This window comes from Streptomyces violaceusniger Tu 4113 (assembly GCF_000147815.2).
Lineage (GTDB): Bacteria > Actinomycetota > Actinomycetes > Streptomycetales > Streptomycetaceae > Streptomyces > Streptomyces violaceusniger_A.
On record NC_015957.1, the window covers coordinates 2,537,621 to 2,555,466 of the forward strand.

The 17,846-nt window shown below is 72.6% G+C and carries 16 protein-coding genes and 1 pseudogene; 5 read left to right on the top strand and 12 right to left on the bottom strand.

All coding sequences use genetic code 11. The annotated features are described in order from the left end of the window. The first annotated feature begins 106 nt into the window (after positions 1-106). Together STRVI_RS11105 and STRVI_RS11110 are read left to right on the top strand one after the other, a co-directional pair. Positions 107-2,332, top strand: a complete 2,226-nt coding sequence (locus tag STRVI_RS11105) for a DUF5107 domain-containing protein (protein ID WP_014055742.1) — start codon at positions 107-109, stop codon at positions 2,330-2,332. A gap of 825 nt (positions 2,333-3,157) precedes the next feature. Continuing rightward, positions 3,158-3,601, top strand: coding sequence for a DUF5709 domain-containing protein (locus STRVI_RS11110; RefSeq protein WP_014055743.1), 444 nt, complete (start codon positions 3,158-3,160; stop codon positions 3,599-3,601). A gap of 33 nt (positions 3,602-3,634) precedes the next feature. On the opposite strand, the gene STRVI_RS11115 is transcribed toward STRVI_RS11110, so the two are convergent. The 6 genes and pseudogenes from STRVI_RS11115 to STRVI_RS11140 form a co-directional block, all read right to left on the bottom strand. After that, positions 3,635-3,988 carry a VOC family protein gene (locus tag STRVI_RS11115; RefSeq protein ID WP_014055744.1) on the bottom strand — a complete coding sequence of 118 codons (354 nt, stop codon included), beginning with the start codon at positions 3,986-3,988 and terminating at the stop codon, positions 3,635-3,637. Between the two features lie 23 nt (positions 3,989-4,011). Next, a complete protein-coding gene (locus tag STRVI_RS11120) occupies positions 4,012-4,827 on the bottom strand; it encodes a class I SAM-dependent methyltransferase (RefSeq protein WP_014055745.1) in 816 nt (271 codons plus the stop codon). Positions 4,828-4,920: 93 nt separating this feature from the next. Then, positions 4,921-5,499 (bottom strand): annotated as a pseudogene (locus tag STRVI_RS11125) (helix-turn-helix domain-containing protein); the annotation flags it as partial. 85 nt (positions 5,500-5,584) lie between these two features. Next, positions 5,585-5,968: a CBS domain-containing protein gene (locus tag STRVI_RS11130; protein WP_014055747.1), complete on the bottom strand. Its 384-nt coding sequence runs from the start codon at positions 5,966-5,968 to the stop codon at positions 5,585-5,587. 132 nt (positions 5,969-6,100) lie between these two features. Beyond that, positions 6,101-6,484 carry a DUF2795 domain-containing protein gene (locus STRVI_RS11135; RefSeq protein ID WP_014055748.1) on the bottom strand — a complete coding sequence of 128 codons (384 nt, stop codon included), beginning with the start codon at positions 6,482-6,484 and terminating at the stop codon, positions 6,101-6,103. Between the two features lie 107 nt (positions 6,485-6,591). Beyond that, positions 6,592-7,062 (bottom strand): hypothetical protein, encoded by a 471-nt coding sequence (locus STRVI_RS11140; RefSeq protein ID WP_014055749.1) that lies wholly within the window; start codon positions 7,060-7,062, stop codon positions 6,592-6,594. A 289-nt stretch (positions 7,063-7,351) separates the two neighbouring features. On the opposite strand from STRVI_RS11140, the gene STRVI_RS47685 reads away from it, so the two are divergent. Both STRVI_RS47685 and STRVI_RS11145 read left to right on the top strand, forming a co-directional pair. Next, positions 7,352-7,864 (top strand): phage holin family protein, encoded by a 513-nt coding sequence (locus STRVI_RS47685; protein ID WP_078505216.1) that lies wholly within the window; start codon positions 7,352-7,354, stop codon positions 7,862-7,864. A gap of 6 nt (positions 7,865-7,870) precedes the next feature. Then, complete coding sequence (locus STRVI_RS11145; protein ID WP_014055750.1) at positions 7,871-8,446, top strand: TIGR03086 family metal-binding protein; 576 nt, start codon at positions 7,871-7,873, stop codon at positions 8,444-8,446. A gap of 534 nt (positions 8,447-8,980) precedes the next feature. Here STRVI_RS11145 and STRVI_RS11150 read toward each other — a convergent pair. The 5 genes from STRVI_RS11150 to STRVI_RS11170 all read right to left on the bottom strand — a co-directional run bounded on the left by STRVI_RS11150 (position 8,981) and on the right by STRVI_RS11170 (position 16,366). Next, complete coding sequence (locus tag STRVI_RS11150; RefSeq protein WP_014055751.1) at positions 8,981-11,080, bottom strand: catalase; 2,100 nt, start codon at positions 11,078-11,080, stop codon at positions 8,981-8,983. Beyond that, positions 11,077-11,631, bottom strand: a complete 555-nt coding sequence (locus tag STRVI_RS11155; RefSeq protein ID WP_014055752.1) for a type 1 glutamine amidotransferase domain-containing protein — start codon at positions 11,629-11,631, stop codon at positions 11,077-11,079. The genes STRVI_RS11150 and STRVI_RS11155 overlap by 4 nt, the downstream gene beginning before the upstream one ends. A gap of 122 nt (positions 11,632-11,753) precedes the next feature. Next, positions 11,754-13,574 carry a thiamine pyrophosphate-requiring protein gene (locus tag STRVI_RS11160; protein ID WP_014055753.1) on the bottom strand — a complete coding sequence of 607 codons (1,821 nt, stop codon included), beginning with the start codon at positions 13,572-13,574 and terminating at the stop codon, positions 11,754-11,756. A gap of 122 nt (positions 13,575-13,696) precedes the next feature. After that, complete coding sequence (locus STRVI_RS11165) at positions 13,697-14,662, bottom strand: TIGR03557 family F420-dependent LLM class oxidoreductase (protein WP_014055754.1); 966 nt, start codon at positions 14,660-14,662, stop codon at positions 13,697-13,699. Positions 14,663-15,169: 507 nt separating this feature from the next. Continuing rightward, positions 15,170-16,366: a PAS domain-containing protein gene (locus STRVI_RS11170; protein WP_014055755.1), complete on the bottom strand. Its 1,197-nt coding sequence runs from the start codon at positions 16,364-16,366 to the stop codon at positions 15,170-15,172. 157 nt (positions 16,367-16,523) lie between these two features. Here STRVI_RS11170 and STRVI_RS11175 point away from each other — a divergent pair, with 157 nt between their 5' ends. After that, positions 16,524-17,312: an ANTAR domain-containing response regulator gene (locus STRVI_RS11175; RefSeq protein ID WP_014055756.1), complete on the top strand. Its 789-nt coding sequence runs from the start codon at positions 16,524-16,526 to the stop codon at positions 17,310-17,312. On the opposite strand, the gene STRVI_RS11180 is transcribed toward STRVI_RS11175, so the two are convergent. Further along, positions 17,236-17,778, bottom strand: a complete 543-nt coding sequence (locus STRVI_RS11180) for a hemerythrin domain-containing protein (protein ID WP_014055757.1) — start codon at positions 17,776-17,778, stop codon at positions 17,236-17,238. The genes STRVI_RS11175 and STRVI_RS11180 overlap by 77 nt on opposite strands. Positions 17,779-17,846 lie beyond the last annotated feature (68 nt).

A 17,846-nucleotide genomic window follows, 5' to 3' on the forward strand; every position in this document is an offset into this window, starting at 1 on the left:
TGATCGGTCCGAAGCGGCTCTGTTCAGCGGCCCCACGACGTTGTTCCATGGTCATCGGACGGTCGCCGCACCGAGGTGACCCAAGGCAGTCGGAGCGAGGCAGCCCGTGGCCACGAGCGTGCGACGTACCACCCTGACCCTTCCCACCGCCCCCCTCGGGCCCGACAACCCCCTGCCCGTGCTGCGCCCCCTCGACGAGGTGCACCGCGTGGACGACCGCGTCCGGGCCACGCTCCCCTCCGACATGGCCCGTCAGGTCGCCCATGCCCCCCTGCGGTCGGTGCTGCCGGTGCGGCTGCGCGACGGCTACGGCCGCGACCGCGCCCCCGCCACGCTCGACGCCATCGTCCTGGAGAACGACCGGCTGCGGGCCACGGTGCTGCCCGGGCTCGGCGGCCGGGTCCACTCGCTGATCCACAAGTCCACCGGCGATTCCGCCGACATCGAGCTGCTGTACCGCAACCCGGTGCTCCAGCCCGCCGACTTCGCCCTCAACGGCGCCTGGTTCTCCGGCGGGATCGAGTGGAACATCGGCGCCACCGGCCACACCACCCTGTCCTGCGCACCCCTGCACGCCGCCCGCGTCCCCGCCCCCGACGCCGCCGACGGGGGCGCGATGGTGCGGCTGTGGGAGTGGGAGCGGCTGCGCGATCTGCCCTTCCAGGTGGATCTGTGGCTGCCCGCCGACTCCGCGTTCCTCTACGTGGGCGTCAGGATCCGCAACCCCCACCACCTCCCCGCCCCCGTCTACTGGTGGTCCAACATCGCCGTCCCCGAGGACGAGCACACCCGCGTCCTCGCCCCCGCCGACGACGCCTGGCACTTCGGCTACGCCCGCACCCTCAGCAAGGTCCCGGTCCCGGAGTGGGACGGCGCCGACCGCACCTATCCGCTGCGCGGCGCCTACCCCGCCGACTACTTCTACGAGGTGCCCGACGGCGCCCGCCGCTGGATCGCCTCCCTCGGCGCCGACGGCAGCGGACTCGTCCAGACCTCGACCGATCTGCTGCGCGGCCGCAAGCTCTTCGTCTGGGGCGCGGGCCCCGGAGGACGGCGCTGGCAGCAGTGGCTGACCGAGCCCGGCACCGGCGGCTACGCCGAGATCCAGGCCGGGCTCGCCCGCACCCAGCTCGAGCACATCCCGCTGGAGGCAGGCGAGGAGTTCGCCTGGCTGGAGGCGTACGGTCCGCTGACCGCCGACCCGGTCGCCGTCCACGGCACCGACTGGGCCGCCGCCCGCCGCGAGACCGAGACCCGGCTGGAGGCGGCGCTGCCGCGCGCCGCGGTCGACGCGGCCTACGCCACCTGGCGTCCGTACGCCGACGCGGAACCGGCGGAGCGCCTCGCGACCGGCTCCGGCTGGGGCGCGCTGGAGGCCGAGCGCGGCGGGTTCCAGTTGCCCGGTACGCCGTTCGATCCGGGCACGCTGGGGGAGGACCAGGAGCCGTGGCGCCGGTTGCTGCGCACCGGCGCCCTTCCCGACTGGGAGCCGGGCCCCTCCCAGGCCGACCCCGGCGCCTCCCTGGTCGCGCCCGCCTGGCGCGACCTCCTCGAAGCGGCCCCCTCGACCGCGGGCGCCGAATACCACCTGGGCGTCGCCCAGTGGCATGCGGGCGACCGCGCACAGGCCGAGCGGAGCTGGGAGCGGTCGCTGCGGTGCGCCGAAACGCCCTGGGCACTGCGCTGTCTGGCCGTCGCCGACACCGCCTCCGGCCATCCCGCGCGCGCGGCGGACCGGCTGCTGCGCGCCGTACAGCTCCTCCTCGCCTCGGGCACCGTCCCGCTGCGGGAGGCGGCCCCGGTGCTCGAAGCGGACCCGGTGCTCGAAGCGGCGGGAGCGGGGCAGGGGCCGGGAGTGGGAGTGGGAGCGGGAACGGGACAGGGGGCGGAGGCGGCCGGAGCACCGACCGCCGTCTCGCTGGCCGCACCGCCCCTCGCTGCCGCCGCCGACCCGGTCGCCCTGGAGGCGGCGGAGGCGGCACTCGGCCGGGAGGCGATCGTCGCGCTGCTCGCGGCCGACCGCGCCGACGACGCCCGAGCGGTCCTCGACGCCCTGCGCCCCGCCATCCGGGCCCGCGGCCGCTTCCGGCTGCTGCGCGCACAGGTGCTACTGGCCCAGGGCGACGCCTTGGCCGCCCGCGCCGTCTTCGACGAGGGCTTCGAGGTCTGCGATCTGCGCGAGGGCGACGAGGCGTTGAGCGACACCTGGTACGCGATCGTGGAACGGCTGGTGACGGGGACCGAGGAACCTCTGACCGAGGAGGCACGAGCACAGGCCAGGACCGAACACCCGCTACCCGGCCGCTACGAGTTCCGCATGCGCCCCACATAGCGGGCCTACGGCCCGCATTGGAACGGCCCGGGTGCGCCCGCAGGCGGTCTCGCCCGGGGGCGGGCCTGCCCGGGGCGTGAGCGTGAGCGGTCTGCGTCCTGTCAGTGGCCTGCAGGCCGCAGGGCGGCCTGCCCGGGTTGCGCCCTCGCATGTGGCGCGTGGCTTGGCCGGGTTGTGCCCGCAGGCGGCTTTGTCTGGAGGCGGGCTTGTCTGGGTTGTGCCCGCAGGCAGTCTCGCCTGGCAGTGAGCCTGCCCGGGGTGCGGCCGCGAGCGGCCTGCATCTCGCGTGGGGCGTGTTCGGATTGCGCCGCATGGCGAGTTTCTTGACCGGGTTGTGCTCGCAGACGGTCTCGTCTGGAAGCGGGCCTGCCTGGCAAGCGGCTGCCCTGCGGTCTGCGTCCTGTCAGTGGCCTGCGGGCCGCAGGGCGGCCTGCCCGGGTTGCGCCCCCGCATGTGGCGCGTGCCTTGGCCGGGTTGTGCCCGCAGGCGGCTTCGCCCGGAAGCGGGCCGTCCGGCTTGTGTCCGCAGGCGATCTTGGCCGAGAGCGGGCCTGCTTGGGGCGTGCCCGCAGGCGGCCTGCGCCGTCCAAGTGGCCTGCGGCCCGCATACGGGCCTGACCGGGTTGTGCCCGCAGGCGGTCTCGTCCGAGAGCGGGAGTACGGGCCTGCCCGGTGGCGGGGGCGGGCGGCCTGCCCCTGCGAGTGGGGTGCATCCCCCATGGATGCCGCGCGGCTGCCGCGCGTGTGGCCCGCATAGGGCTGGCGCAGGGGGCACCCGGTCGTGGACGTCGGCATAGCGCACGAGCTAGCGGAAGGAGCCGCGACCGTGAGGACACCGCATGACCCCGGCGCGGATCCCGAGGATGAGGGGATCCCCGATCTGCAGGACGGTACGCCCGCGCAGCAGCGGGCCGAGGATCCTGAGCAGTTGCCCGTGCCCGGGGACGAGCCGACGATCGCCGAATACCGGGACACCACGAGCGCGGAGACGCATGAGCGGGAGTCGCTCGAGGAGCGCTTGACCGATGAGGAGCCGGAGACGGGGGAGCCGGTCGGCATCGAGGCGGAACGGGCGGGGCTGCTGTACGACGAGCCGGACCCCGACTTCCCGCGCGAGCAGGACGTCTACTCCCAGGAGGGCTCGACCAGCGGGCTGTCCGCCGAGGAGGAGGCGGTCCGGATCAAGAGCGATGAACTCCGTGATGTGGACGATCTCTACGAGGAGTTCGACGACGAGGAGCTCACCGAGGACCCGGGACCGCCCTCCTGACGGGTCTGCCGGACGGTTGAGTTCACGGGCGGGTCACGCCATCGGATTCCGGTCGACGTACTCGAAGATCGAGCCGTCGGGGTGGCGCGCCACCAGGGTCCGGCCCACGGGGGCGGGCAGCGGACCGGCCACGATCTGCCCACCGACCGCCGTGAGATCCGCGATCGCCTCGTCCACGTCCTTCACCGCGATCGTCGCCGTGATCTTGCGAAGAATCGACAGCTCCGACTCCGGACCGCTCATCAGAAAGAAGCAGCCGACCGCCGCGACCGAGACGGGGCCGCGCTGGAAGCGCACCGCCTCGGCCCCCGTCAGCCGTTCGTAGACGGCGATCGCCGAATCCAGATCGTCGACGCACACGCGGAGTGAAGTCCCCAGAATATCCATGCGGGCGAGCCTAGTTGAACTGCTCAGACGCGGCAGAGGATCTCACCGTGCAGGACGGCGAACCAACCGTCCGGGGCCTCGCCCCACGCCCGCCACGCCTCCGCGATCGACCGCAGTTCCTCCTCGGTGGCATGGCCGCCGTCCACCGCGCGCCGGGCGTAGGAGGAGGCGACCGTGCGGTCCGCCCACAGCCCGCTCCACCACGCCCGCTCCTCCTCGGTGGCGTAGCACCACGCCGAGGCGGTCGAGGTGATGCCGATGTCGGTGAACCCCGCCTCCAGCGCCCAGGAGCGCAGCCTGCGACCGGCGTCCGGCTCACCGCCGTTGGCCCGCGCGACCCGGTGGTAGAGGTCCAGCCAGCCGTCCAGGCCGGGGACGGACGGGTACCAGGTCATGGCGGCGTAGTCGGAGTCGCGCACCGCCACGATGCCGCCCGGCGCGCACACCCGGCGCATCTCGCGCAGCGCCCCCACCGGGTCGCCGACGTGCTGCAGCACCTGATGGGCGTGGACCACGCAGAAGGAGTCGTCGGGGTAGTCCAGTGCGTGGACGTCGGCGACCGCGAAGGACACGTTCGTCAGCCCGCGCTCCTCGGCCACCGAGCGGGCCCGCTCCAGGATGGAGTCCGCGGCGTCGACGCCCGTGACCTGCCCCTGGGGGACCAGTTCGGCCAGGTCGGCGGTGATGGTGCCGGGGCCGCAGCCGATGTCCAGGATCCGCATATGGGGCCGGAGATGGCCGGTGAGATACGCGGCGGAGTTGGCCGCCGTGCGCCAGGTGTGCGAGCGCAGCACCGACTCATGGTGGCCGTGGGTGTAGACGGCGGCGTCCTTCGACATGGCGGAACTCCCCCTTCGGGACCGGTGAGCGGGTGGCTCCACGATAGAAGGCGTCTCGCATCACGAGAAGAACCGTCTCACTATGCAAGCAGTGTGGGTCACGTGCATCTCCGGCCGGTCGGGGAACTTCTGCCGCAGAGCCTGGCATATCTGCTCCGGGCTCCACTTCTCGTCCAGCATCGCCTGGACAGCGTCCCGCAGCCCGGGAGCTTCGTTGATCTTGCGGGGCTTGGGGCGGGGGCGGCGGGCGTCCGCGCGAGCCTGGGCCGCGTGCGGGCGGTAGTGCCATGTGCCGCGAGTGCCCATGGTGCGGTTGCGGCGGACTTCCCGGCTGACCGTGGACGGGCTGCGGCCCAGTTCGGCGGCGATCGCGCGGATCGTGGCCTTCTCCCGCAGCCGGTCCGCGATGTGAATGCGGTCTGCCTCAGGCAAGTACCGGGACGGCCCGGAAGGCGCTGCCACCGCGTTGACCGGTGGCAGCGCCTTCCGGTTTCCGTATGCGTGACGCCCGTTGCGCCACTTCTGGCCGGTCCGTTCGTCGATCCCGACGATCCGGCACGCTTCCCGGTTGCTCACGCCCTGCTGCATGAGCCGGGAGTATGCCTCCCGCTCCCGGGTCAGCTTCTTCCTACCCTGAGGCTTCGTCCGGTCCTTACGGATCTCGAAGTCCATCGCATCCCCTGAACTGGGGTGTTGCAACGACTCCTAGAACCCAAGGGACCCCCACCGCCCCTTCGGCGGAACGTGCTGCGGGAATTCAGGGCGGCTCGGCCACATCGCCCAGGCTGATCACGCCCAGTGGACGCCCCGCCTCGACGACCGGAAGCCGCCCGACCGCATATCTCCGCATCAGCGCGGCCGCCTCGGCCACCTCCTCGTCCGGCCCGATGGTCACCGGGTCCGGAGTGCACACGGCGTGGCAGGTGACGGCGAGGGGGTCGATGCCCTCGGCGACAGCGCGGAGGGTGATGTCGCGGTCGGTGAGCACACCGAGCAGCTCCCCGTCGCTGGCGACCAGCACATCGCCGATGCCCTGTGCGCGCATCAGTTGAGCTGCTTCCACCAGCGAGGCATCGGGGTGCACCCAGATCACGGGCCGCGTCATGACTTCCCGCACATAGCGAGGTGGGTCCTGGGACATCTGTCCACCTCCCCTTCGTGGGTGATGTGCTGCCCGCAGTACCCGCGCGGGGCGGGGGCTATGCGTGCCGGTGTGCGCCGTCCCTCGGTGTGTCGCCGTCGCTCCATGTCTTACGACGGTCTTGCGAGGGTCTTACGAGGCCGGGCGCAGCCCCAGCGCCGAGACCACCTCCTGCACCGTGTGGAACGTCCGGTCCGCGGGCAGTTCCTCGGCCAGAGCGATCAGACCATCCGGTGTGTGCCGTTCCTCCAGGACGCGCAACAGCTCCTCACGATCGGCGGGGAACGACGTACGTCCCAGCCGGCGCGCGAACTCGAACCGCACCGTCTCGGCCTCACCGGTCGTCCCGCGGGCCGGGATCGGCCCCTGGGTCACGTCCGGGTCGTCGTCGGCGGCCGGCTCCGGGTCGTGCCATTCCTCGGCACGGGTCGGGTGCCCGGAGCGGATCAGCCCCTGGAGCTCGTGCTTCATCTCGTCGTCCTTGTGGACGCTCAGCCGGTCGCTGCCTCGCTGCATGTCGGTCCCCTTCCTCAGCGGGTCCGTATGTGTCTCCCGGGATGGTCGTCTTCCGGGATGGTCGTCTTCCGAGGTGGTCGTCTTCGGGGATGGTCAGTCCGTGCGGATCAGCGCGTCGTCGGCGCGGGCCGGGGACGGCCGGGCGTCGCCCAGATGCTGGACATCGGTGCGATGCGAGGCCGGCTGGTCCGGTTGGTGCCCACCCATACCTCGCGGTAGAGATCGGGCTCTTTGGGGCGTATCAGCAACGAGCCTATGCGGTGTTCGCGCGCCGCGTCGACCAGGGCCGGAACTCCTTCGGCTGCCTCCAGGTGCCCGTCCGAGGGGATCCGGCCGGCCGGGAACCGCTCCATCGCCGCCGCGCCGCGCTCCCGCGCATGCCGGGCGCGGGCGCCGTCGACCTCCTGGTCCAGCGGCCGGGCGGCGTGGGTGCCGGGCGAGGCAGAACCGGGGGCACGGCCCCCGCGCGCGGTCTCCACCGCCGCCGAGCGCAACGCCTTGGGCAGCCGATCGAGGACCCCGCGCCGCTCGCGCGGGTCCCCGGCACGCACCACCGGATCCGGATGTTCGAGTCGCATGTACTCCCTCCAGCTTTCGCGTCCCCCACGCGTACCCGTCGCGATGGCATCGACACCAGGTTGCCGGGCGCGTTTGAGGCCCCCGGGGGCGGGGACCCGTCGTGCGGCCGAGCGGCCCGCAGGGAGTGAGGAGCGGCGTCGGACGTGGGACATCAGGGGCCGCGTTCGACGCCGTGCCCCCGTCTTGCCCTGCCCTGCGGATGTGCCCGCGTATCCGTGTTCCGTCCCGCGTCCCGCCCGTATGGGCTGGGACTGTTAACGAGGCCGGGGCACGGGTACCCGGCGGCGCATGACTGATAAATCGGGCTACCCGAAGGCGGGCATACCCTCGGCCGGGGACCTGGCGGAGCCGGTCGCACGGGCCGTCCGCGATGAAGTCCGCAGGGAGCTGCGGGAGCAGTCCGGACGGCGCGCGGTCCGGCTCTACGGTGGCGCGGCGGCGGCCGCGCTCTACGCGGGGGGTGCGCTGACGGCGTGCCTGGTGCTGCTCTTCGCCCTCGCGCTTCCGGCGTGGGCGGCGGCGCTGATCGTTTTCGCGCTGTTGCTGGTGGCGGCGGGGTGGCTGAAGAACTCCGCGGCGCAGGCGTCGGGGCCGGGGACGACCGCGCCTTCGGCGCCCTCGGGGCCTGCCCCGCCTATGGGCCCTTCGGGCCCCGCCGCTCCTTCGGGGCCCGCCAGCCCATCCGGACCCGCTGGACCCGCCGGGCCCGCCGGGCCCGCCGGGCCCTCCGCGCCTCCCACGCCGCCGGCGCCGGGGTCCGGGGTGCCTCCTCAGCCCCCGCAGCCTCCTCGGACGGGGTGATCGCCCATGGCGGAGAATCCGCTGCTGGCCAGGCACTGCGAGGCGCTGGACCTCTTCACCGAACGGGTGCACGCGATCCGTCCCCACCAGTGGGACGACCCGACGCCCTGCACCGAATGGACCGTACGCGATCTGGTGAACCATCTCGCGGTCGAGCAGATGTGGGTGCCGCCGCTGGTCCGGGAAGGGGCGAGCGTCGCCGACCAGAGCAATGCGCTGGAGGGCGATCTGCTCGGTGACGACCCGGTCGCCACGTGGGACGTGGTGGTCGCCGCGGCGCGGGACGCCTTCCGCGAGCCGGGGGCCCTGGACCGGATGGTCGAGCTCTCGTACGGGGAGAGCCCCGCCACGCATTACTGCGCCCAGATGACGGCTGACGCGGCCGTGCACGCGTGGGATCTGTCGCGGGCCATTGGGGCGGAGGAGCGCATTCCGAAGCCGCTGGTGGACTTTTCGGTGCGGGAGGTCGCGCCGTATGCGGCGGACTTGGAGGAGAGCGGGCTTTTTGCGGCGCCCGTGGAGCCGCCGCCGGGGGCGGATGCGCAGACCCGGCTCCTGGCCCTGCTCGGCCGCGAGCCGTAGGCAGGTTTCCCCCACCCCGCCCCTTCCCGAAACGAGGGGGCTCCGCCCCCTCGACCCCCGCCCGGGGCTCCGCCCCGGACCCCGCTCCTCAAACGCCGGAGAGGCTGGAATAGCGGCACATCGCCCCCAGCCCCAGCGCACGTACCTCCGGGGTGCCCCTGCCCTGGCCGAGGCCGGGGACCCGACCCACGAGCGCGACCCGGGTCTTGGCGGAGGCCGACGGCCCGGCCCCCGCGCTCCGGGCTCCCGCGCTCCGGCGGGCCGACGGCTCCCCGCGTTCCGGCGTGCCGGCCCCCACGCTCCGGCGGGCCGACGGGCGGGCCCCCGCGCCCCGACGGGCCGACCCCCGCGCCCCGACGGGCCGAAGAAGGGCCCCGGGGCGTGCCCGACGCGCGAACGCGGGCCAAGGTCGGGGGCGAGGGAAGCTGGGCGGGACGGCAGAAGACATGCGGGGGTGGGGGTGTGAGCGGAGAGACGTTCCGCTCGCACCCCCACCCCGCCCGATGACCGGCGGCCCACCGCGCCCCGCGGAATTCAGCAGCGGACCCGCGGGCGGTCCCAGTGCCGGTGGGCCGCTATCGCTTCGGTGAAGGCCCTGGTGAATTCTTCGCTCGCCGTGCCCGTCGTCGTGTCCGTGACCACGCCGCGGTCGGCGCAGACGTGGCCGTGGCCGGAGGCGATGTGGAGGCCCTCCGGGTCGAGGGAGGAGAGGATGCCGACGCCCGAGCCCAGTGCGCCGATGGGTTTGCCGTGGCGGTAGGCGTCGCGGACGAAGCGCATGGCCGCGCTGTCGGAGGCCAGGTCGGGGGTGCCGGGGGGGCCTCCGGGGAGGAGGACGGCGTCGTAGAGGACGGAGGCGACCGTGGGGAGGGCGCGGTCGACCGCGTAGCCGTTGCCGTCGGCGCCGACCACCTTGCCGTCGTGCGGGGCGAGGGCCTCGACGACGGCGCCCTGGGCGGTGAGCGCCTCCTGGGCCTGGGTGAGCTGGGCGGTGTCCACCCCGTCCGTGACCAGTACCGCGATCTGGCGGGTGCGGATCGAGCCGTCGCCCTGGAGGTTCTCCAGGCTCAGCGCGGGCGAGGCTTGCGGCTTGTGGGTGTTGGCGCCCGGCTCCGGCATCGCCACGCCGATGCCCTGGGCCACCTGCGAGGCCAGGCCGTAGTCGACCCGGGCCAACTGCTCGACCGTGCGCTCGCGCACATGCACCGCCTCGACCTTGCCCAGCTCGAAGCGGAAGGCGTCCACGATATGGCGCTTCTCCCAGTCGCTCATGCTGTTCCAGAACAGCGCGGCCTGGCTGTAGAAGTCCTTGAAGGACTCGCTCCGCTTGCGGATCTTGTGGCCCTCGACCCGCTCCGCGTAATGGGAGAAGGCATAGCCGTCCGCGCCCGCGAGGGCCGGGCAGCCGCCGCCGAGTGAGTTGGGGGAGTAGTTGGTGCCCTTGTGGATCATGGTCTGGTGGTAGCCGTCCCGGTGGTTGGTCCGGGCCGGGGTGACCGGCTGGTTGACCGGGAGCTGGGAGAAGTTGGGGCCGCCCAGCCGGATGAGCTGGGTGTCCAGATACGAGAAGTTCCGGGCCTGCAGCAGCGGGTCGTTGGTGAAGTCGATACCGGGGACGACGTTCGCCGTGTGGAAGGCCACCTGCTCGGTCTCCGCGAAGAAGTTGTCCGGGTTGCGGTTCAGGACCATGTGGCCGATCGGCCGCACCGGTACCTGCTCCTCCGGAATGATCTTCGTGGCGTCGAGCAGATCGAAGTCGAAGTTGAACTCGTCCTCCTCCGGGATCAACTGCACCCCCAGCTCGTACTCGGGGTACTGACCCGCCTCGATCGCCTGCCACAGATCGCGCCGGTTGAAGTCCGGGTCGCGGCCCGCGGCCTCCTGCGCCTCGTCCCACACCAGCGAGTGGACGCCCAGCTTCGGCTTCCAGTGGAACTTCACGAAGGTGCCGCGCCCCTGCGCGTCCACGAAGCGGAAGGTGTGCACCCCGAAGCCCTGCATCATCCGGAAGCTGCGCGGAATGGCCCGGTCCGACATCAGCCACATCATCATGTGCATCGTCTCGGGCTGCAGGGAGACGAAGTCCCACAGAGTGTCATGGGCGGAGGCGCCGGTCGGGATGTCGTTGTGCGGCTCCGGCTTGAGCGCGTGCACGAAGTCGGGGAACTTGATCCCGTCCTGGATGAAGAAGACCGGCATGTTGTTGCCGACCAGGTCGTAGTTGCCCTCCGAGGTGTAGAACTTCGTCGCGAAGCCCCGCACGTCCCGCACCGTGTCCGCCGAGCCCCGGGGCCCCTGCACGGTGGAGAACCGTACGAAGACCGGGGTGCGCACGGACGGGTCCTGGAGGAACGCGGCGCGGGTGAACTCCGCGCAGGACTCGTACGGCTCGAAGTAGCCGTACGCGCCCGCGCCCCGCGCGTGCACCACCCGCTCCGGGATGCGCTCATGGTCGAAGTGGGTGATCTTCTCGCGGAAGTGGAAGTCCTCCATCAGCGTCGGGCCGCGTTCGCCCACGGTGAGGGAGTCATCGGTGTGGTCGACCGCCACGCCCTGGTCGGTGGTCAGCGGTCCTTCGGCGGGGTCGGGGGCGCGGTACTGGTCGCGCTGCCGCTCCTTGCGGTCCTCCGTCATGACGCCGATCCCTTCGTCGCCTTCGCGAACTCCTCCAGGAACGCCTCACGGAACGCCTTGAGATCATCGGGCTTACGGCTGGTGATCAGGGTGTTGGGGCCGCTGGTGCAGACCTTGACCTGCTCGTCCACCCAGGTCCCGCCGGCGTTGGTGATGTCGGTGCGCAGACTCGGCCAGGAGGTCAGGGTGCGGCCGCGCACCACATCGGCCTCCACCAGCGTCCACGGCGCGTGACAGATCGCGGCCACCGGCTTCCCCGCGTCGAAGAAGCCCTTGGCGAAGGCGACGGCTTTGTCGTTCAGGCGCAGGAAGTCGGGGTTGGCGACCCCGCCGGGCAGCACCAGGGCGTCGTACTCCTCGACCGTGGCGTCCTTGACCACCTGGTCGACCTCGAAGGTGTCCGCCTTGTCGAGGTGGTTGAACGCCTGGACGCGGCCGGGCTTGGTGGACACCAGACGAGGGGTGCCCCCGGCATCCCGGACCGCCTGCCAGGGGTCGGTCAGCTCGATTTGTTCCACGCCTTCAGGGGCGACGAGAAAGGCGACCTTCATGCTGCTCACGTCCTTCCGGTCCGGGTAATCGCGTCCGTCCGGTGCGGCGGGTAGCCAGCGCGGACGGGGTCGAAACGGATACCTCAGGGGCTACGGGTGGCCATGGGTACGTGCCCGGTACGTCAGGCGTCGTCCGTGGCCTTGTCCTCCGCGGCCTTCTTCCGGTGCGGCAGGTACTCCTGCACCTTCGCCTTCAGGCCCTGGCGGACCATGCCCGCCCGGTCCGAGTCGCCCTTGATGATCGACTCGACCGTGGCCTCCATCTGCTCCCAGGTGGCATGCGGCGGGATCGGCGGTACGGCCGGATCGGTGAGGAACTCCACGACCGCCGGGCCGTCCGCGGCCAGCGCCTCCCGCCACGCCTGCTCGACCTGCTCGGGCTTCTCCACCCGGATGCCGGTCATGCCGAGCGATTCGGCGAACCGCGCGTAGGAGACGTCGGGCAGTTCCTGCGAGGGCAGGAACTGCGGTGCCCCGCCCATCGCCCGCATCTCCCAGGTGACCTGGTTGAGGTCCTGGTTGTTCCAGACGCCGATCACCAGCCGGGGGTCCTCCCACGACTGGCGGTACTTGGCCACCGTGATCAGCTCCGCCATGCCGTTCATCTGCATCGCGCCGTCCCCGACCAGCGCCACCGCCGGCCGGTCCGGATGGGCGAACTTGGCGCCGATCGCGTACGGCACCCCACAGCCCATCGTGGCCAGCGTGCCCGACAGCGAGGCGCGCATCTCGCCGCGCATCCGCAGATGGCGGGCGTACCAGTTGGCGACGGAGCCGGAGTCGCAGGTGATGATGGCGTCGGAGGGCAGCAGCGGATCCAGGCAGTGGGCCACGTACTCGGGGTTGATCGGGTCGGCGGACACCGCCGCGCGGGAGGCCATCACCTCGCGCCAGCGCCGTACGCCCGCGATGATCTCCTCCTGCCAGCCGCGCTCCTTCTTGCGCTCCAGCAGCGGCAGCAGCCGCAGCAGGGTCTCGCGCGCGTCGCCGACCAGATTGACCTCGTACGGATAGCGCATCCCGATCATGTGCGGATCGAGATCGATCTGGACGCCGCGCGCCTTGCCGAACTCCGGCAGGAACTGGGCGTACGGAAAGCTGGAGCCGATCGTCAGCAGCGTGTCGCAGTCCCGCATCATCTCGTACGAGGGCCGGGTGCCCAGCAGCCCGATGGGCCCGGTCACATACGGCAGTTCATCGCTGAGCACATCCAGGCCGAGCAGCGCCTTGGCGACACCGGCGCCGAGGGTCTCGGCGATCCGCCGGACCTCCTCGCGCGCCCCGGCGGCGCCCTGGCCGACCAGGATCGCCACCCGCTCGCCCGCGTTCAGCACCTCCGCGGCCCGCTCCACCGCGGTGCTCGACGGCACCGCGGACCAGCCGCTGCGGTCCAGGCTGGAGGGCACCATCTTGAACTCATGGGTGGGTGGGGAGTAGTCCAGCTCCTGCACATCCGCCGGGATGATCACGGCGGTGGGGGCGCGGCGGGCGTAGGCGGTGCGGATCGCCCGGTCCAGGACGTTGGGCAACTGCTCGGGGACGGTGACCGTCTCCAGGAAGTCGGAGGCCACGTCCTTGAAGAGGCTGTGCAGATCCACCTCCTGCTGGTACGAGCCGCCCATCGCGCTGCGGTGGGTCTGGCCGACCAGGGCCACCACCGGCACATGGTCCAGCTTGGCGTCGTACAGCCCGTTCAGCAGGTGGATCGCGCCGGGGCCCGAGGTGGCCGCGCACACCCCGAGGCGGCCGCTGAACTTGGCGTAGCCGACGGCGTCGAAGGCCGCCATCTCCTCGTGCCGGGCCTGGATGAACCGGGGCTCGTTCTCGGCCCGCCCCCATGCGGCGAGCAGGCCGTTGATGCCGTCCCCCGGGTAGCCGAAGACATGCTCGACACCCCACTCGGACAGTCGGGCGAGGATGTAGTCGGCCACTTTCATGGTCATGGTGGGTCATCGCTCCTCTCGGCGGTTCAGCCGTTCTCACGGTTCGGGGCGGGCCGGTCCCCGCACCCCGCGGCGGTCGTCGGTCGGCCACGCGTGGCGGTTCCCGGCCCTGGCTCCACTTCTCAGCGGGCTACCTGCGGCAGCACCTTGGTGCGGTAGAAGTCGAAGAAGCCCCGCTGGTCGGGGCCGATCTGATTGACGTAGACGGTGTCGAATCCGGCCTCGGCGTACGCGTTGAGCGCCCTGACATGCGCCTCCGCGTCATCCCCGCAGACCACCTTTTCGGCCAGCCGCTCGGGGGTGACGAGCTGGGCGGCCTGCTCGAACTGGCTCGGGGTGGCCAGCGTCGACAGCACCGCGCCGGGCAGCGCCTCGGTCGGCCACAGCCGGTGGGCGGTGCGCAGCGCCTCGTCGGGATCCGGGCTGTAGCAGACCTTCAGCCCGCCGCGGGCCGGTTTGCTGTTGCCCCCGGCGCCGCTGCCGCGCCGGAACCGCGCCACCAGCTCCGCGTCCGGGACCACGGTGATGAAGCCGTCGCCGACCCGCCCCGCCAGCGCCGCGGCCGCCGATCCGAAGGCCGCGATGTCGATGGGCACCGGCTCCTCGGGCACCGTGTACAGCCGTGCGTTCTCCACCGTGTAGTGCTTGCCGTGATGGGTGACGCGGCGCCCCTCGAAGAGCTGGCGCATCACCATCACGGCCTCTTCCAGCATCTCCAGCCGGATCGGCGCGGGCGGCCAGCGGTCGCCCAGCACATGCTCGTTCAGCGCCTCGCCACTGCCCACGCCCAGCCGGAAGCGACCCTCCAGCAGTACCGCGCTGGTCGCGGCGGCCTGGGCCACGATGGCCGGGTGGATACGGATGATGGGGCAGGTCACCGCGGTCTGCACGGGCAGGCTGGTGGCCTGCGCGAGTGCGCCGATCACCGACCAGACGAAGGAGCTCTGGCCCTGGGCGTCGTTCCAGGGGTGATAGTGGTCGGAGATCCACAAGGCGCTGAAACCGGCCTGCTCCGCCATCCGGGCCTGCTCGATGAGTTCCGCGGGCCCGTGTTCTTCGGCGGCCAGGAAATAGCCGTACTCGGTCATGGGGCCTCCTCGAGCGCGGAGCCGGCGGATGTCGGCCGATGCGACGGGTAACCGGCGCCCGGGGAAGGAAACCTCGTTTAATCCGGCGCGGGACGGGCACGCGGTGCTGCGCCGAGGGTACGCGCCGGTGTGCTGACGGCACGCGTCCGGCGCTGGAACGGGCACGCGCCGGTGTGCCGACGGGCACGCGCGCCCCGCGTTGGAACGGGCATGCGCCCGGTGTTGCTGACGGGCACCCGCCCGGTGGGCTACGGATCCCCGCCCTGCCGGACGGGCCGTCGATCCCGATCGTGGCCGGGGAGGTCGAGCGGCACTTTCACAGCCGGATCGCGGACCGGCTCGGCGTCTCCCGGACGCCCGCCTCCCGCCCGATCGGCGACACCCGCGCCGACGCGCCCGCCCGAGCAGGCGGGCCGGTGCCGGTGCCGCCTGAGCCGGGCCGGACGCGGATCAGACGGGTCGGCGGGTGCCGCCTGAGCCGGGACCGAATGCGGGCCAGTCCTCGAATCACGCCCCCGGCGCCGGCGCGCGCGGAGCCGTACGCGGCATGGCCAGGGCGACATGGCGGGAGATCCGGTCCGCCACGCCCGCCTCCGCCATCTCGAAGGCACCGCGCCCGCCCGTACGGAAGAGCGTGAACGCCCCGCGGACCGGCTCCGTGGCGGAGGCGCGCAGGGGTATGCACAGCAGCGAGGTGACCTCCTCCCGCACCAAGATGGGCGCACCCGTCGCGTCCCGGCCGAAGGTGTCGGCGTCGGCCGGGCTCACCCGCAGCGCGGAGACCCCGTCGGACAGTGCGTTCACCACCAGGGGGCAGTCGGCCGGGTCCTGCTCGGCCAGGGACGCCGTACGGTCGCCCACCGCGTCCCGCGGGCCGAGCGCCACCACCCGGCGCGGGGCGCCGGGACCGCTCTCCGGGGCCAGGTCGGCGATCACCCAGTCCGCGAACCGGCCGTGCAGCACCTCCGCGGCCCTGGCCAGCACGGCCTCCGGACCGCCCCCGGCCAGCGCCACCCTCAGCAGCGCCGCCGCCATGTCGTCGGCCAGGTCCAGCAGCTCGGCATGGCGGGTCACCTCCGCCAGGTCCGGCCGGGACTCCGGGCGCCGCGTCCCGGCCGTCCCCTCATCCGCCGGGGCGCCGATCATCCCGGGCTGGAACGCCGCCAGCACCGCCGGACGGGGCTCGCCCGGCGGCCGCAGCGCGGCCAGGGTCACCCGCACCTCACCGTCGGCCGACGGCTGCGACAGCCGCACCGTCAGACTGCGGTCGCCCTCGCCGCGCGCGACCGCGGCGACCTGCGAGCGCAATGCCGCCTGCCCGTCGCGCCGCAGCGAGGCGGCGAGCGGGCGCCCGGTGGCGTATCCGGCGCGGGTGTGGAAGAGCTGGGTGGCGGCGAAGTTCATGCGCCGCACCACGGTGTCGCGGTCCAGCAGGACCGCCGGGACCGGCAGCCGCTGGAACAGCGCCCGCAGCAGTTGCTGCTCCTGCGGGTCGGCCCGGCCCCCGCCGGGGCTCCGGGAGGCCGCCGTCAGCTCCTCGTGGCGCGGCCACAGCACGTCGACCACATGCTGGAGCTCGAAAAGAGCGGCGTCCAGCAAGGACAGCCGCTCCTGCGAGGGCAGCGAGGCCCGCGCGGTCCGCAATTCGTCCACCCGTCTGCGGAAGTCTGTGAGTTCCGCACCAAACTCCTGAGCGCCTGGCATGGGCACACCGTAGCCTGACCGGACGCGGCGGACGGCACGGGTGTCGTTTTCCGCTCAATGCCGTGGGAAGGCGAAGAAATCGGGGCCCTGGACGGGGACGGGGCCGTAAGCGCACATCGCACCGGAGCGAAACCGAGCGAAAGGAGCGGACCCGGCGATGCCCGACCGTACGCACATCCGCACGGCCTGCCAGACCGACGCGCCGTCCCTGGGCCGCGGCCTGGCCGAACTGGCCGAGCAGGCCGCCGCGGGCACGCCCGAAAGCTGCGGGGCCACCGCCACCGCCGTGCTCGCCGTGGAGTCCTCCGGCGCCGCGGCCGCCGACCGGACCACGGCGGCCACCCACCCCGATCTGTCCGCGCTGGTGTCGGTCCAGATGCGCGCCGGGGAGGGCCCGATCCTCGCGGCGCTCGACACCGGCCGCCCGGCGGGCGCCGACGATCTGCTCCACGACGACCGCTGGCCGCGCTACCGGGCCCGGGCGCTGGACGCGGGCGTCCGGTCCACCGCCACCCTGCCCTTCGTCTGTGACGGGCTCACCGTGACCGTCTCGGTCTACGGGCTGCGCCCCGGCCCCCTGAAGAAGGCCGCCCAGGGCGCCACCGAGCTGCTCGGCGACCTGGCCACCGAGAGCATGGCCCGGGACCGGCTCTACCGCGCCGCCCTCGTCCAGGTCGACCAGTTGGACACGGCGCTGCGCACCCGGCCGGTGGTCGACCAGGCGTGCGGCATCGTCATGTACGTCCTGGGCTGCGACGCGGACCAGGCGTTCGACCTGCTGCGCCGGCTCTCCCAGCGGACCAACAACAAGCTGGCGGAACTCGCCGAGACCGTGGTGCGCACCCGCGGCCGTGGCCTGGAGAAGGAACTCATCGCGTTCGACCGGTCAGCCGCTCCCGGACCCGGTCGGCCAGCGTCCGGCCCGGACCGGGACCTTCCGGGCTGACCGGGGGCACGCCCTGCGCCGCGGCCGCCGCCTCGCCGACGCGCAGGCCCAGCATCATCCGCTCCTCGGGGGTGAGCCGCTCCCGCAGCTCGGGGAAGACGAGATCCTCCTCGCCGCGGATATGCATGGACACCACGTCCATCAGATCCCGTACCAGCGGGTCGAACCGCCGGTCCCGGGGGTCCACGGCGTCCAGTTCGGACAGGATCCGCTCGGCCTCGGTCAGCTCCTCGATCTCCTCGTCGGCGATCCGGTCGCCGTTCGGCAGCGCCTTGCGGACCGTGGGGTACAGGTAGGTCTCCTCGGCCACGGAATGCCGCACCACCTCCACCGTCATCCGGTCGACGAGCTGCCGCCGCTGGCCGGGGTCGGTCGTGGCGCGGTACCCCTCGAAGAGGGCGCGCACCGCGTGGTGGTCGGCGGTGAGGACGTCCACCACATCGTGCTGTTCCGGCATGGCTGTCATGGCGCCCGGGTCCCCCGGCCGCCTTCCGCGAAACGGCGCCGGAGATCTGCGAAGGTGGACAGAAGGTG